Source organism: Oceanicola sp. D3, from assembly GCF_006351965.1.
In the GTDB taxonomy this organism is placed as follows: Bacteria; Pseudomonadota; Alphaproteobacteria; order Rhodobacterales; family Rhodobacteraceae; genus Vannielia.
This window is the reverse complement of sequence record NZ_CP040932.1, coordinates 3,320,512-3,335,123: the sequence shown is the minus strand read 5'-3', so window position 1 is coordinate 3,335,123 and position 14,612 is coordinate 3,320,512. Positions and strand designations below refer to the sequence as shown.

Below are 14,612 nucleotides of genomic sequence, written 5' to 3'. Positions count from 1 at the left end.
CTTACGCCATTGGTTCAGGCCGGGCGCCGCAGCACAAGGATCAGCCCGCCCAACAGCGCCAGCCCCGCCAGTTCTGCCGCAAGGCTCAACGCGTCGCCGACCGGCCAGACAAGCGCCACCGTCGAAAGCGCGGCCACCGCGACGAAGCCCGCGCGATGAGCAGCCGTCAGAGGCTTTATCAACCAGCCCGTCAGCGCCGTGCCTGCGGCAAAGGTGCCCGCAAAGGCCGCCACCGTGGCCAGGGCGATGCCAGTCGGCGTGCCGATCAGCAGCAGCTCGGGCGCGTAGACAAAGAGGAAAGGCGCGACGACCTTCACGAAGCCCAGCCGGATGCTCTCCATCGCCGTCTCGTTCGGCTCCGCCCCGGCAATCGAGGCCCCCGCATAGGCGGCCAGCGCCACCGGCGGGGTGATGGCCGACAAGAGCCCGTAGTAGAAGATGAACATATGCGCCGCGATCACCGGCAGGCCGAATTGCTCCAGCGCGGGGGCGATGAGGATCGCCAGCAGCAGGTAGGCCGCCGATGTGGGCATGCCGAGCCCCAGCACGAAGCTGGCCACCATGGTCAGCAGCAGCGTCAGAAACAGCGAGCCCGCCCCGGCGGTGAGGATCAGCGAGGAGAGCTTCAGCGCCATGCCGGTGAGGGTGAGCACGCCGATGAGCATGCCCGCAATCGCCACGGCGGCGACGATGGGCAGCACGTTCTTCACGGTTTCCATCATCACCGTCAGCAGCCCCACCGGCCCGATCCGCGTGGCCTTGCCGAAGAGCGAAACAACGAGCGTGGTGGCGATGCAGAGCACGGCGGCGGCGGAGGGGGTGTAGCCCACGGCGAGGAAGACGATCAGCCCAACGAGCGGAATGAGCAGGTGGCCGCGCTTCATCAGCACCTCGCGCAGCGCCGGGATCTCGGCAGGGTCGGCGCGGCCAAGGTCAAACTTGCCCGCCTCTTCACGCACGCCCACCAGCAGGGCGAAGACGTAGAGCAACGCCGGGATCAGCGCGGCGGCGGCGATGGTGGCATAGGGCGTCTGGGTGACCTCGGCCATGAGGAAGGCGGCTGCGCCCATGACGGGGGGCATGATCTGCCCCGCCGAAGAGGCCGCCGCCTCGATCGCCCCCGCCACCTTGGGCCGGTAGCCGGTGCGCTTCATCAGCGGGATGGTGAAGGTGCCGGTGGTGACAACCCCCGCCACTGCCGAGCCGTTGATCGAAGAGAACATGGTGGAAGAGACAACCGCCGTCAGCGCCGGGCCGCCCTGAACACGGCCCGTGGCGGCATGGGCCAGATCAACGAACACCTGCCCCAGCCCGGTCTTCAGCAGCAGCGTGCCAAGCAGCGAGAACAGCAGGATATATTGCACCGCCACGCCCATCGGCAGGCCAAAGAGCCCCTCGGTGCGCAGGAACAGGTTGGAGGTGACGCGGCTCAGCGAATAGCCCGCGTGGCCATAGGTGCCCGGGATCATGTCGCCGAAAAACGCATAGGCCAGCGCCACCACGCCAAGGCCAACCATGACCCAGCCGATCAGGTAGCGCGCCAGCACCAGCACCGCGACGCTGCACAGCGAGAAAAGCACCATGTCGAGCTGGCTGGCGATGCCGCCGGAGCGCACGATGGCAAGGTAGTTGAGCCAGAGGTAGGGGCCGGGGATGAGCACGGCGGCGGCCAGCGCATAGATCACCACCCGCAGCCATCCGGGCCGCTCTGTGGCCACAACAACGAGGCCGGCGGCGACCATCAGCGAAAAGAAGGTGGAGCGCAGCACCAGCGCGGTGATGTCGCCAAACCACGCCGACCAGATGCAGAGGGCGGTGACGAGCGCAGAGAGCAGCGCCAGCGCGGCGGTAGCGGCGAGGCGTTCCCAGCGGGGCAGAGCGCTGCCGGGCAAAATATCGGTGAGTGGGGTCATTATGGGGGTGTTCCTGCCGCCATGGGGGCCAAAGAAGTGCGGGAGGGGTGGGCGGGGCCTTTCAGCGGCCCCGCCAGAGAGGCTTATTGCCCGTCGAAATAGGTCTGCGCGCCGGGGTGCAGATCAATCGGCGTGGAGGTGGCCTTTTCCTTGGTGATCTTCTTGGCCGCCGGGTGCACCGCGCCCAGCTCTCCAAGGTTGTCAAAGAGCGTGGCGGTGATGCTTTCGATCAGCGCCGGGTCGGCATCGGCGGCGGCAAAGAGAATTGCCGGGTCGCCCACGGCCACAACGGCCTCGGATTCGCCTTCATAGGTGCCGCCGGGGATTTCGACGACCTCGTAAAAGGGGAACTCCTCGATCAGCCCGGTCACGTCATCGGCCACCACGGGCACCAGCTTCACGTCTTCGGTGGTGAACAGTTCGATGAAGGCCGAGGCCGGGGTGCCTGCGAGGATCATCGAGCCCTCAAGCTGCCCGTTCTTGATTGCCCCGGTCGCCTCGCCGTAGCTCAGAAAGCTGACGTTGCCGACGTTGAACGCATCCTGCGAGGTCAGCAGGCGCTCGGAAAAGACCGAAGAGTTGGAGCCGGGAGGGCCGACGGAGATTTTCAGATCGGCGAGGTCTTTCACCCCGGCGGCGCCGCTCGCTTCGGTGGCGGCGATCTGGAGCACGGCGGGGTAGAGATAGGCGATGGCGGCCACGTTCTGGGCATCGCCGTCAAAGGCACCGCTGCCGTTCTTGGCCTCATAGAGCGTGGAGGCCGAGGAGAAGCCGATTGTCATCTCGCCGGCGGAAACGCGGCGGATGTTTTCGATGGAGGCGCCGGTAACTTCGGCATTGGCGCTCACCCCGTCGAGCTTGCGCGACAGCAGGTCTGCCATGCCCGCGCCCACGGCGTAGAACACGCCGCCGGTGCCGCCGGTGCCGATGGAAACCCGCTCTTGCGCCGCCGCCCCGAAGGCGGAGGCACCGATGAATGCGGCCGCGAGGCCGATGTGTTTGATCATGATGACCCTCCCGTCATTAGTTTTTGTTCGTCATGTTACATTCGGGGCCAACAGGCGATTGGTCCCGGGCGACACATGCTAGATGATATGCAGGGGCGTGTATCCAGTTCATTTTCCGTCGGGCCTATTCAAAAAGGGCAGGGGGAGGGGCGCTGTCAGGCCCGCAACGCCGCCCTCTGGCCACCGCGCCCGGCCCGGCATAGGCTCCCGGCACACCATCGCGGAGGCCCCCATGAGCGACGACACCCACGCCAAGACCCACGCCCTCGTTATCGGCGGCACCCAAGGGCTGGGCCGCGCCATTGCCGAGCGCCTCCGGGCCGAGGGCTGCACCAATCTCGTCATCGCGTCGCGCAATGTGGCGCGCGGCGAGGCCGTGGCCGAGGAAATCGGCGCCAGCTTCATGCCCGTCGATCTGCTGGATACCGAGGCCACCGTGGCTCTGGTCGAAAAAGCCGCCGCCCAGATGGGCCGCCTTGATGCGCTGGTGAACTCGGCGGCGCTCACCGACCGTGGCACCGTGCTCGACACCACCCCCGAGCTCTGGGACAGGCTGATGACAGCCAATGCCCGCTCGCCCTATTTCGCCCTCCAGCGCATGGCGCAACTGGCCATCGAAGCGGGGCACCCGGCGTCGATCGTCAACATCCTCTCGATCGTCGTGCACGGCGGGCAGAGCTTCCTTTCGCCTTATGCGGCCTCCAAGGCGCTCATGGTCAATGTCACCAAGAACGCGGCCAACACCCTGCGCCACAACCGCATCCGGGTGAACGGCATCAATTGCGGCTGGATGGACACGCCGGGAGAGGATGAGATTCAGCGCAAGTATCACGATGGCGGTGATGACTGGCTGGAAAAGGCCGAGGCGAAGATGCCCTTTGGGCAGTTGGTGAAGCCCGAGCATGTCGCCCATCTTGCCAGCTATCTGCTGAGCGAGAAGGCGGGTGTGATGACGGGGGCCTGCGTTGATTTCGATCAGGTCATTCCCGGCGTCTATCCCGAGTAGGGGCCGGTTGCGGGGGCTGCTCCCTTGCCCTTTCGGCGCTCCCCGCAACTGCGATGAGGGGCCAAAGCGCCCCGAAGAGCTGCCCCGTTATGGCGACCCGGGCGCCGAGCCCATGGCCCGCGCGGCCAGCGTGGCCTGTCGCTCCGGCGTCATCGCCTGTGTGCGCAGTCGCCCCTTGCCATCGCGCAAAAATCGGATCGTCGCGCCGCTGTCCGGGTCGGGGGCCCAAAAATCCGTCACCCGGGCAAACCACGGGCCGATGTCTCCCTCATCGGCCATGCGCATCATCGGCACAAAAACCCTCGGGTCGTAGTAGCGAAACAGCACCGGCTGGCCCGTCGGCAGCATCACCTGCTGGCATTTGCGCAGGCTGTGGCGCACCTCGCGCAGCGGGGCGGGGGAGAAGCAGGCGATGCCCCAGAAATCGCCCCAGCCCTCGGTCTGGAACGCCTGCTTGAACGCCGTGCCGGGGCGGATCGGCACGATCCACGGGGCGGCGGCGGCAAGGGCGGGGGCGATTTTGCCGCCAAACAGCGAGCGGGCCTCGGGCTCGCTCTGCACCAGCGGCCAGATATTTGGCGAACGGGCCGCGTCTATGAGCGCATAGCGTGGCATGGCTCAGGCGCCCGCCCCGCTGCCGGGGTAGCTGTCGCCATAGGCGCTCATCTCGGCGCCCTCCTTTTGGCGTTCCTTCTCGGCCTCCTCCTGCTGGCGGTCCTGCGCCGGGCCTGCGGCGCAGCAGGCCTCGACAAAGGGCACGCCACTTTCGGCGGCCTCGCGCAGCCTGTCGGCCTGGGCCTCCACCTCCGACATTGATGCAGCGTCAGAGGCGCTCTCGGGCACCATGCAGGCCACGCCACTTTCGCCGCTTTCAAGGCTGCCAGTGCCGATCCAGCCTTCGATCTGGTTCATCACCCATTGCGCAAAGCCTGCCAGCCCGCCCATGCCGCCGCCGCCCGCGCCGCTGGTGCCGATCAACACAGTGGGCGCGCCGGTGGTGATGACACCGCCATGAATGGTGCTATCGCCCATTCGCGCGGCGGGCATGTTGCCGATCAGCACGTTGAAGGCCCCGCTCACCACCATGTCCGGCACGCCCGCGCAGAAACAGGTGTCGCTGACCCGCGCCGCCGGAGAATAGGAGATCAACACATTGGGCTGCCCGCTCACCACCGGCCCGCCGATATGCGGCACCGGCGGCAAAAACGGCCCCGGAGGCAGCACCAGCGGGCAGGTGTGAAAGTCCATGATCCGCGCGGCAGGTTGGCTCATTGGCGAAACACCTCCACTTTGCATTTCTCCAGCGGCAGAGCGAGCTGGCTGTCGCGCAGGGTAACTGCCGCGTCGGGGAACCGCTCCGAAATTTCCACCTCCATCGCGATCCGGCCAAGCTCCGCCGGGCGGGCCTCGGCGAACCGCGAAAGGGCCTCGAAACTCTCCTGCGGATCGAAGGTGACATGGGCCATGCGCACCTCGCCGCCCGCCGTCTGCCACGAGGCCCTCAGCGCCTCGGGCGCGGACCGGTCTGGCCAGGGGTCTTCCCATTCCGGCGCGGCGTAAATCTCGCGCTCGCCGTTCAGGCCGTCGATCCACAGGTGGCGCGGCGTTTCGGGGCAGGACAGGGAGGGCGTCCAGCCAAAGCGCCGCCGCCACCGGCCCCATTGGCCCAGTGGCGGGGCGGTGTTCAGCACTCGCTCTCGTTCTGCCTCCGGCACGGCGCGTGCCCAGGCTTCGCGGCAATAGGCCTCGCGCTCGGTGCCGGGCTCGAAGCTGGCCCAATCCTTCTCCACGGGGTTGGCGGTAAAGCCGATCACCGAGCGGCACACCGCGCCATCGGTGCACCACACCGTCACGTCGCCGCCCGGCGCAGTGCCTACGGCGATGTGCAGGTAGGGCAGCCGCCCCGCTCCGAAGGCGTCTTCGATGCCCTCGCGAAAGAGCCGCGCGATGCGTGACTTCGGCAGCTTGAAGGCCCCGCTGTAAAACCGCGCTTCGGGCACGGAGAGCCAGCTGATCTCAAGCTCCACGGGTAAGGGCTTCAACGCCTCCCCGATCACGCGGGTCGAGCCGATCCGGCCCCAGCCGTTGGCCACCAGCTTGCCCGAGGGCACCCGGTGCCCGCTGCCATCTTCGAACCACAAGATGCCTTCCACGATCCGCGCCGGGTAATGGCGCGGGGCGCATTCTGTCGGGAGCCATTCATACTGCGCCATGCTGCCTAGGCCCCCCGTCCCGCGCTGGCTTCCTCATCCTGATCGACATGGGCCCCCGGTGGCCCTGCCTCGATCCCGCCCGGCCCTATCCGGCGCCGCCACCGCTTTGCGATCCGGCTGCCCTCGCGCACGAAGTAGGGCCGCATCGGAATGCCCCCGAAGCCCGGCAGGCGCTCTTCAAAGCTGTAGTTCGCCGACATGTGCAACTCGTTGTAGCGCAAGCTGAAGAAGGGCTCGCCTGTCTCGTTGATCCAGTCGTCCGGGTTCGAGGGCGCGCCGCCTTCGACCGCCACGCAATAGCTCATCAGCCGGTTGAACATTGGCTCCAGATCGGGCTGCACCTTGTTCTCGGCGTTGTTCAGTTGGGCGAGGTCATAGATCACGCCGTGGTAATCGGCGAAGACGGCCATGATGTGCAGCGGAATCCGCGAGTAGTAGCCGCGCACGTTGCTTCGCTTTCCCCGGGCCTGCTGGCCGACGTAGGTTATATCGTCCTCGCGATACCAGCCGCTTTCCACCAGCCAGTCGGTGTCGTCGACCTGCGCTTCCCAGGCCTCGTCTACCCACCAGAACTGCCGGTCAAACACGGCAACGTCTTCTGGCGTATTCACGTTGTAGCCCCCGCCTACATCCGAATGCGCGCCGGGCAGATAGGCCTCAAAGCCGTTCGCGCCGTAAAACGGGTTTAGCGAGAAGTTGATGCGATACTCTTCTGCCGCGGCCAGATGCACCACGAAATCCGCGCGCGAGATCGCGCCCAGCCCGAGCTGGTTGTAGTCGTCTGCGTGGCTGAATTTTCCGTAGGCCGCCACGGTGTCGTAGATGCCCACGAACACCGGCTTCACATCGGCCCCGCCCGCCAGCCACGCATAGAGCGTGCGGCTGACCTTCGCGCTGCCGTCAAAACAGGCATAGACCGCGTAGCGCGCCGCCGCCGCGCCCCGGCTGAAGCCGAAATAGTCGAGATGCAGCTTCGAGACGTATTCCCCGCTGCTGCGCGATTGCCCGGCCACCCAGCGCTCCATCCATAGCTTGCCCCGAAATGTCTTGCCCTTCACGCCGGTGCCGCCCTCGCCGGTGGCCGAGCCAAGCGGATCGTCCGGCCCGCCGTCAATCGTGCCGATGCCTTCCACGTAGATGGCGGTGGAGCCGTCATAGCCGATGTAGTCCATCGCCGCCCGCTCCAGCCGCTCCACGTTGGAGTAATCCGAGCCATAGCTGGCCGACCAGTCCTTGCGGCGATAGTCCTCCTCGTCCAGCCCCGCCTCCCGGTCTTCCTCGTCGGCGCGGCGCCCGGCGGTTACATTTGCGCGGTTGTTGCCAGTGCCATCGTAGTAGAGCCCCACGCGCAGGGTGATCTGCTTTTTCTCTACCGGAATATCCTGGGCGCAGTCCTGCACCGGCAGGCTTTGGCCATCGCCCGCGTTCGGATCATCCACGCTCATCTGCTCCTCGGGCGGGCTGATGCTGGATTCACCGCCGGTGAAGGGCACATCGTCGAAATAGTCGCTCAGCTCGTTTTGGGCTTTACTCACCGCGCGGCCCTCATGGCTGGCAGATCGTCTCCCATCGACACCAGTTCGGGCTGCTCGCCCGTCAGCACCGCGCGGGTCAGCCGCATCACACGCTCCTCCTCGGAAAACCCCGCGCGGCGGAGCAGGTGCGCCTGCCAGCGGGGCAGCGGGATGGCAAAGCCGGTGCGCAGTTGCAGCACCATCAGCTTTTGCACGTTGATCTCGCGAAAAACCCGGTGGCGCACTGCAAACTGGCTGATCCGGTCGATATAGCCCCTCAGCGCCGCGTCATCCTCGCGCCCGGCCGTATCGGGAAAGCTCTGCCGCAGGAACGGCAGGGTCTTCTGCACGAACCGTTCATAGGAGGCGGCCGACAGGCCGGAAAGCTGTGAGTCGGACAATCGAAACATGAGTGCGCCTTAAATCAATGGCTTGAGCTTAGGCGGCGCCCGCGTGGCGGGGCAAGTGACTTTCCCCGTCATCCAGGCGCCCCTTGCGCGTGATGCTTGACGGTGTCAGGCTTTCGGCAACAGCAAGAGAGACCCCCATGACAGATTGGCCCGCCCCCCGCATTTTCGACGGACATAACGACACGCTTCTGCGCATTCTGCGCGGGCAGGTCACACCCGAGGACGTGGCCAAGGGCCTGCCAGACGGCCATATCGACCTGCCCCGCGCCAAGCAGGGCGGGTTTGGTGGCGGTTTCTTCGCCATCTTCGTGCCCAGCCCCTCCGACAAGGCGGTGCGCTACGAGGTGATGGAGCGCCCGCCCTATGATCTGCCGTTGCCGGAGCCGATCCCGCAGCCCGAGGCCTGGGACTTCGTGATGCGCGGTTTTGAGGCGCTGACCGGGCTGGAGCAGGCCGGGGCGATCACCGTGTGTAGCACCGCGGGAGAGATCGAGGCGGCGCTGGGCGGCGAAACTATGGCCGCGGTGCCCCATATCGAGGGCGCCGAGGCGGTGAGCGAGAGCTGCGCCGAGCTGGAAGAGCTGCACGCCATGGGCCTGCGTTCGCTCGGCCCGGTCTGGTCGCGGCCCACGGTCTTTGGCGAGGGCGTGCCGTTTCGTTACCCCTCCACGGGCGACATTGGCGGCGGGCTGACCGAGGCCGGCAAGCGGCTTGTCGCCGAGTGCAATCGGCTGAAAATCATGCTCGATCTCAGTCACTTGAACGAGAAAGGCGTGGATGACATCGCGGTGCTTTCAGATGCGCCACTGGTGGCCACACACTCCAATGCCCATGCCATCACGCCCCATTCGCGCAACCTCACAGACCGGCAATTGAGCCAGATCGCCGAGAGCGGCGGCATGGTTGGCATCAACTACGCTTCCGCCTTCCTGCGCCCCGACGGAAAGATGCTTTCGGAGTTTTCGCTTGACCTGATGATGCGTCACCTTGACCATCTGATAAAATTTCTCGGTGAAGATGGCGTTGGCTTCGGGTCGGATTTCGATGGCGCGCTGGTTCCCGAAGAGATCAAGGATTGTGCAGGCATGGTCAATCTTCGGGCCGCGCTGCGCAAACATGGGGTGGATGACGCGATGATGCGCAAGCTGGCCCATGGTAACTGGTTGCGTGTGTTGCGCGCGACGTGGGGAGAGTAACCCCACGGATAAATGAGGCGGCAGGCAAATGACCGCATCAACAACAGGGAGTTCCAACTGATGACACATCGCAAATTGCTGCGAACCACGGCCATTGTGGCCGCTCTGATGGGCGGCGTGGCTGCCCCCGCGCTGGCCGAGACCCCGCCCAACATGCTGGTGATCGCCAACCGCATCGACGACATCAAAACCTTCGACCCGCAGGAGAGCTTCGAGTTCGCCGGGGCCGACGTGTCGCGCAACGTCTACCAGAAGCTTGTCAACTTCGACCCGATGGACCTCGACGCAGGCTACCAGCCCGACATCGCCGAGAGCTGGGAAGTGGCCGAGGACGGAAAGTCGATCACCTTCACCATCGCCGAGGGCAACACCTTTGCCTCCGGCAACCCGGTGACGGCGGAAGACGTGATCTTCTCGCTCCAGCGCGCGGTGAAGCTCGACAAGACCCCGAGCTTCATCCTCACCCAGTTCGGCTTCACGCCGGACAACGTGGAAGAGATGATCACCGCCGATGGCAACAAGGTGACCATCAAGCTCGACAAGGAATACGCGGTTTCCTTCGTGCTCAACTGCCTGACCGCCACCATCGGCGGCATCGTCGACAAAGAGACCGTCATGGCCAATGAGGTCGATGGCGACATGGGCAACGAGTGGCTGCGCACCAACACCGCAGGCTCCGGCCCCTACAAGGTGGTGGACTGGAAGCCCTCCGAAAGCGTGCTGATGGACCTCAACCCCAACTACGGCGGCGAGAAGCCGGCGATGGAGCGGGTGATCGTGCAGCACATTCAGGAAAGCGCCACCCAGCGCCTTCAGCTGGAGCGTGGCGACATCGACGTGGCCCGCAACCTTAGCCCCGAAGACATCGCCGGGCTGGAGGGCGTCGAGGGTGTGAAGGTCGTCGACGAGCTGCGCGGCCGCCTGATGTACTTCTCGGCCAACCAGAAAAACGAGATGCTCTCGGACCCGAAGGTGCTGGAAGCCCTCAAGCTGGCGACCGACTACGAGGGCATGGCGAACAGCTTCCTCAAGGGCCAGTACACCGTGCATCAGGCCTTCCTGCCGCTGACCTTCCTCGGCGCGCTGGAAGACAAGCCCTTCTCCTACGACATGGACGCCGCCAAGGCCGCGCTGGCCGAGTCGGGCTTTCCCGATTGCGGGCCGATCAAGATCTCGGTGCGTGAAGCGCAGGAGCGTCTCGACATCGCGCAATCGCTCCAGAACACCTGGGGCCAGCTTGGCTGCGACATCGAGCTGATCGTCGGCACCGGCGCCCAAACGCTGGACCGCTATCGCGCCCGTGAGCACGATATCTACCTCGGCGCATGGGGCCCGGATTATCCCGACCCCAACACCAACGCCGGCACCTTCGCCTACAACCCCGACAACTCCGACGAGGCAGGGGCCACCGGCCTTCTGGCGTGGCGGAACGCATGGGATGCAGGCGACATGAGCGACGCCACGCTGGCTGCCGTTCAGGAGAACGACACCGACAAGCGCCGCGAGATGTATCTGGAGATCCAGAAGGAGCACCAGCAGGTGTCGCCCTTCGGCGTGATGTTCCAGCAGATCGAGCAGAACGGCATGGGTGCCTCGGTTGAAAACTTCGTTGCCGGTGGCGCGACCACGGCTGTCTCTTACTGGGTTATCACGAAGTAAGTGGCTGACATTTCACACAATTCGGAGGACCGGCGCGGGCCGGTCCTCCCTCCTTGGCTCAAGAAGCTGGCCGCCACGATCCTGACCGTGGCCGTCACCTTGTTGGGTCTGCTTTTCGTGACCTTCATGATCGGTCGCGTCATGCCGATCGACCCGGTTCTTGCCGTCATCGGCGAGCGGGCGACGCAGGCGCAGTATGATGCGGTCTATCTGGAGCTCGGGCTCGACAAGCCGCTGATCCAGCAGTTCTTCATCTATGTCAGCGACGTGTTGCAAGGCGATTTCGGCAAATCCATCCGCACCGGGCAGGAGGTGACAACCGACATTGCCCGCGTCTTCCCCGCCACGCTGGAGCTGGCCACGCTGGGCACCATCTTCGGCATCGTGCTGGGCGTGCCGCTGGGGGTGATGGCGGCTGTTTATCGTGGCTCGTGGATCGACCAGCTGGCCCGCTTTGTCGGCCTCATCGGTTACTCCATGCCGATCTTCTGGCTCGGCCTCGTGGGGCTGCTGATCTTCTACGGCATCCTCGATTGGGTCGAGGGGCCAGGCCGCCTTGGCGTGTTCTATCAGGGCCTCGTGCCCGAGCGCACCGGCCTGCTGCTGGTGGATAGCGCCATCGCCGGCGACTGGACGGTGTTCAAGGACGCCTTCGGCCATATCATCCTGCCCGCCTCGCTGCTGGGCTATTATTCACTGGCCTATATCAGCCGGATGACCCGCTCCTTCATGCTGGAGCAGCTGAATTCGGAATATGTCACTACGGCGCGGGTGAAGGGCCTGTCGGAGCGCAAGGTGATCTGGCGCCATGCCTTCCGCAACATCCGCATTCAGCTCATCACCGTGATCGCGCTGGCCTATGCCAACCTGCTGGAGGGCTCGGTGCTGACAGAGATCATCTTCGCATGGCCCGGCCTTGGCAGCTATATCACCACCTCGCTGCTTGCGAACGACATGAACTCCGTGCTCGGTGGCACCGTGGTGATCGGCACCATCTTCGTGGGGCTCAACATCTTCTCCGACCTGCTCTACCGCTTCTTCGATCCGAGGGCCAAATGAGCGATCTGCCAACACCCCAACCCGGTGAGCAGCCAACCGACCGCCCGAGTTGGCGCGACTGGCTGATGACAGACGCCCCCGCCTCGCGCCGTCAGGCCCGGGCGGCGGCATGGTATGCTGGCTGGCTGGCGCTGCGCGGCAACACGCTGGCGATGTTCGGCCTGCTGGTGCTGATCTTCCTGATCCTCTGCGCCGCCTTTGCTCCGCTGCTGGCCACGCAAGACCCCTTTGCGCAGGATCTCGGCGCACGGCTCCTGCCGCCGGGCAGCGAGGGCTATATCTTCGGCACCGACTCGCTGGGCCGCGACATTTACTCCCGCCTGCTCTACGGCGCGCGGATCTCGCTTTATATCGTGGCGCTGGTGGCGCTGGTCGCCCCGCTGCTGGGCCTCATCATCGGCACCATCGCGGGCTATGCGGGCGGCTGGCTCGACGTGGTGCTGATGCGCTTCACCGATATCTTCCTCGCCTTCCCCCGCCTCATCCTCGCGCTCGCCTTCGTGGCGGCATTGGGCGCGGGCATCGAAAACGCGGTGCTGGCGATCTCGCTCACCGCATGGCCGCCTTATGCCCGGATCGCGCGGGCCGAGACGCTGACGATCCGCAACTCGGACTATATCCACGCCATCCGCCTGCAAGGCGCAGGCGCAATCCGCATCATCACCCGTCACGTCTGGCCGCTCTGCATTTCCAGCCTCGTGATCCGCGTCACCCTCGACATGGCTGGCATCATCCTCACCGCCGCCGGCCTCGGCTTCCTCGGCCTCGGCGCACAGCCGCCCTCGCCGGAATGGGGGGCGATGGTCTCTGAAGGGCGCAAGTACATCCTCGACCACTGGTGGGTCGCCACCATTCCGGGCCTCGCGATCTTTGCCATTTCGCTCGCCTTCAACCTGCTCGGCGACGGGCTGCGCGATGTGCTGGACCCGAAGGAGAGCAAATCGTGAGCGACGATACCCTGCTCGATGTCGAGAACCTCTGGGTCAAGTTCCCCACCCGCACCGGCATCTTCGATGCGGTGCGTGGCATCTCGTTTTCGCTCGGGCGTGAGCGGCTCGGGATCGTGGGCGAAAGCGGCTCGGGCAAGTCGATGACCGGCCGCGCCCTGCTCAAGCTCATCCGCAAGCCCGGCTTTGTAGAGGCCGACCGGATGGAAATGGGCGGCACCAACCTGCTGACCGCCAGTGAAAAGGACATGCGCGCCATTCGGGGCCGCCACGCCGCGATGATCATGCAAGACCCGAAGTTTTCGCTGAACCCGGTGATGACGGTGCAGCAGCAGATGGTCGAGGCGCTGACCACACATGAGCGGGTGAGCAAGCGGCAGGCCCGTGCCCGCGCGCTGGAGATGCTCGATGCAGTGGCCATCCGCGAGCCCGAGCGGGTGCTCAAGCTCTACCCGCATGAGGTGTCGGGCGGCATGGGCCAGCGGATCATGATCGCCATGATGCTGATCCCCGATCCCAAGATCCTCATCGCCGACGAGCCGACCTCGGCGCTCGACGTCTCGGTGCAGCTTCAGGTGCTGGAGATCATGGACAAGCTGGTGAAAGAGCGCGGCATGGGCCTCATCTTCATCAGCCATGACCTGAACCTCGTGGCCAATTTCTGCGACAGGGTGGCGGTGATGTACGCAGGCCGGATCGTGGAAGTCTGCGAAGCGGGCAAGCTGCACGAGGCGCAGCACCCCTACACCCGCGGCCTGCTCAACGCCGTGCCCAACCTCGAACACCCCCGCGAGCGGCTCGAAGTGCTGGCCCGTGACCCGGCCTGGCGCGAGGCACCCTCGGTGAGTGCGCGGGCAGGGCAGGGGGCGGCATGAGCGCGGCGCTGGACATCCGCAATCTGCACGTCTGGTTTGGCGAAGGCGCGGCTCGCAACATGGCGGTGAAGGGGGTGAACCTCGCCGTCGAGGAGGGCGAGAGCTTTGGGCTGGTGGGCGAAAGCGGCTCGGGCAAATCCACCGTGCTGCGGGCGATTGCCGGGCTGGTTGAAAGCTGGGATGGCGCGATTGACGTGGCGGGCGAAAGCCTGAAGCCCCGTGGCCGCTCCAAGCAGTTCTACAAGACCGTGCAGATGGTGTTTCAGGATCCCTACGCCTCGCTCCACCCGCGCCACACGGTCGACAGGGTGCTGGGCGAGACGCTGGCCCTGCATGGTTTTTTCGACATCGACGCCCGCATCGCCCGCCTGCTGGAAAGCGTGGGCCTCGGCACCGGCTTCCGCTTCCGCTACCCCCACCAGCTGTCTGGCGGCCAGCGCCAGCGCGTCGCCATCGCCCGCGCCCTCGCGCCCGAGCCGCGCATCCTGCTGCTGGATGAGCCGACCTCGGCGCTCGATGTGAGCGTGCAGGCCGAAATCCTCAACTTGCTCTCCGACCTGCGCAGCCAGATGGGCCTGACCTACCTGATGGTCAGCCACGACCTTGGCGTCGTCGGCCATATGTGCGGCCAGATCGCGGTGATGCAGCAGGGCGAGATCGTCGAAACGCTGGGCGTGGCCGAAATGCGCAAGCTCCAGGCCAACCACCCCTATACCCAACACCTGCTCGAAAGCTCGCTGGGCGCGATCCGCTGAACCCGCAGCGCGGGTGGCAGGCGAGGGATTGGATATTTTCAGCAAGAGAATGAGCAGG

General features: G+C 65.6%; 14 protein-coding genes. 7 read left to right on the top strand and 7 right to left on the bottom strand.

Features of this window, described 5'->3' with window-relative positions:
* Positions 1 to 14: 14 nt before the first annotated feature.
* A complete protein-coding gene (locus tag FHY55_RS16600; protein ID WP_140015243.1) occupies positions 15 to 1,913 on the bottom strand; it encodes a TRAP transporter fused permease subunit in 1,899 nt (632 codons plus the stop codon).
* 83 nt (positions 1,914 to 1,996) lie between these two features.
* Complete coding sequence (locus FHY55_RS16595) at positions 1,997 to 2,920, bottom strand: TAXI family TRAP transporter solute-binding subunit (protein ID WP_140015242.1); 924 nt, start codon at positions 2,918 to 2,920, stop codon at positions 1,997 to 1,999.
* Between the two features lie 232 nt (positions 2,921 to 3,152).
* On the opposite strand from FHY55_RS16595, the gene FHY55_RS16590 reads away from it, so the two are divergent.
* Entirely contained in the window at positions 3,153 to 3,926 is a 774-nt protein-coding gene (locus tag FHY55_RS16590; protein ID WP_140015241.1) for an SDR family oxidoreductase, read from the top strand.
* An 87-nt stretch (positions 3,927 to 4,013) separates the two neighbouring features.
* Here FHY55_RS16590 and FHY55_RS16585 read toward each other — a convergent pair whose 3' ends face one another.
* From FHY55_RS16585 to FHY55_RS16565, 5 genes are read right to left on the bottom strand one after another with little or no spacing between them, the layout of a single operon-like run.
* The gene (locus tag FHY55_RS16585; protein WP_140015240.1) at positions 4,014 to 4,541 is read right to left on the bottom strand and encodes a DUF4123 domain-containing protein; all 528 of its coding nucleotides are present in this window, start codon (positions 4,539 to 4,541) and stop codon (positions 4,014 to 4,016) included.
* A 3-nt stretch (positions 4,542 to 4,544) separates the two neighbouring features.
* Positions 4,545 to 5,198 carry a PAAR domain-containing protein gene (locus tag FHY55_RS16580; RefSeq protein WP_140015239.1) on the bottom strand — a complete coding sequence of 218 codons (654 nt, stop codon included), beginning with the start codon at positions 5,196 to 5,198 and terminating at the stop codon, positions 4,545 to 4,547.
* Entirely contained in the window at positions 5,195 to 6,139 is a 945-nt protein-coding gene (locus tag FHY55_RS16575; RefSeq protein WP_140015238.1) for a DUF2931 family protein, read from the bottom strand. Before FHY55_RS16575 ends, FHY55_RS16580 begins: the two co-directional genes overlap by 4 nt.
* Positions 6,140 to 6,144: 5 nt before the next feature.
* On the bottom strand, positions 6,145 to 7,674 hold the full coding sequence (locus FHY55_RS16570; protein ID WP_140015237.1) for a phospholipase effector Tle1 domain-containing protein: 1,530 nt from the start codon (positions 7,672 to 7,674) through the stop codon (positions 6,145 to 6,147).
* On the bottom strand, positions 7,671 to 8,063 hold the full coding sequence (locus tag FHY55_RS16565) for a hypothetical protein (RefSeq protein ID WP_210410501.1): 393 nt from the start codon (positions 8,061 to 8,063) through the stop codon (positions 7,671 to 7,673). Before FHY55_RS16565 ends, FHY55_RS16570 begins: the two co-directional genes overlap by 4 nt.
* A 137-nt stretch (positions 8,064 to 8,200) precedes the next feature.
* Between FHY55_RS16565 and FHY55_RS16560 the strand changes: the two genes are divergently transcribed.
* From FHY55_RS16560 to FHY55_RS16535, 6 genes are read left to right on the top strand one after another with little or no spacing between them, the layout of a single operon-like run.
* Entirely contained in the window at positions 8,201 to 9,259 is a 1,059-nt protein-coding gene (locus FHY55_RS16560; RefSeq protein ID WP_140015235.1) for a dipeptidase, read from the top strand.
* Between the two features lie 60 nt (positions 9,260 to 9,319).
* Positions 9,320 to 10,918: an ABC transporter substrate-binding protein gene (locus FHY55_RS16555; protein WP_140015234.1), complete on the top strand. Its 1,599-nt coding sequence runs from the start codon at positions 9,320 to 9,322 to the stop codon at positions 10,916 to 10,918.
* Complete coding sequence (locus FHY55_RS16550; RefSeq protein WP_371706934.1) at positions 10,919 to 11,977, top strand: ABC transporter permease; 1,059 nt, start codon at positions 10,919 to 10,921, stop codon at positions 11,975 to 11,977.
* A complete protein-coding gene (locus FHY55_RS16545; protein ID WP_140015233.1) occupies positions 11,974 to 12,924 on the top strand; it encodes an ABC transporter permease in 951 nt (316 codons plus the stop codon). Before FHY55_RS16550 ends, FHY55_RS16545 begins: the two co-directional genes overlap by 4 nt.
* A complete protein-coding gene (locus FHY55_RS16540; RefSeq protein WP_140015232.1) occupies positions 12,921 to 13,799 on the top strand; it encodes an ABC transporter ATP-binding protein in 879 nt (292 codons plus the stop codon). The genes FHY55_RS16545 and FHY55_RS16540 overlap by 4 nt, the downstream gene beginning before the upstream one ends.
* Positions 13,796 to 14,554 (top strand): ABC transporter ATP-binding protein, encoded by a 759-nt coding sequence (locus FHY55_RS16535; RefSeq protein ID WP_140015231.1) that lies wholly within the window; start codon positions 13,796 to 13,798, stop codon positions 14,552 to 14,554. Before FHY55_RS16540 ends, FHY55_RS16535 begins: the two co-directional genes overlap by 4 nt.
* Positions 14,555 to 14,612: the final 58 nt, after the last annotated feature.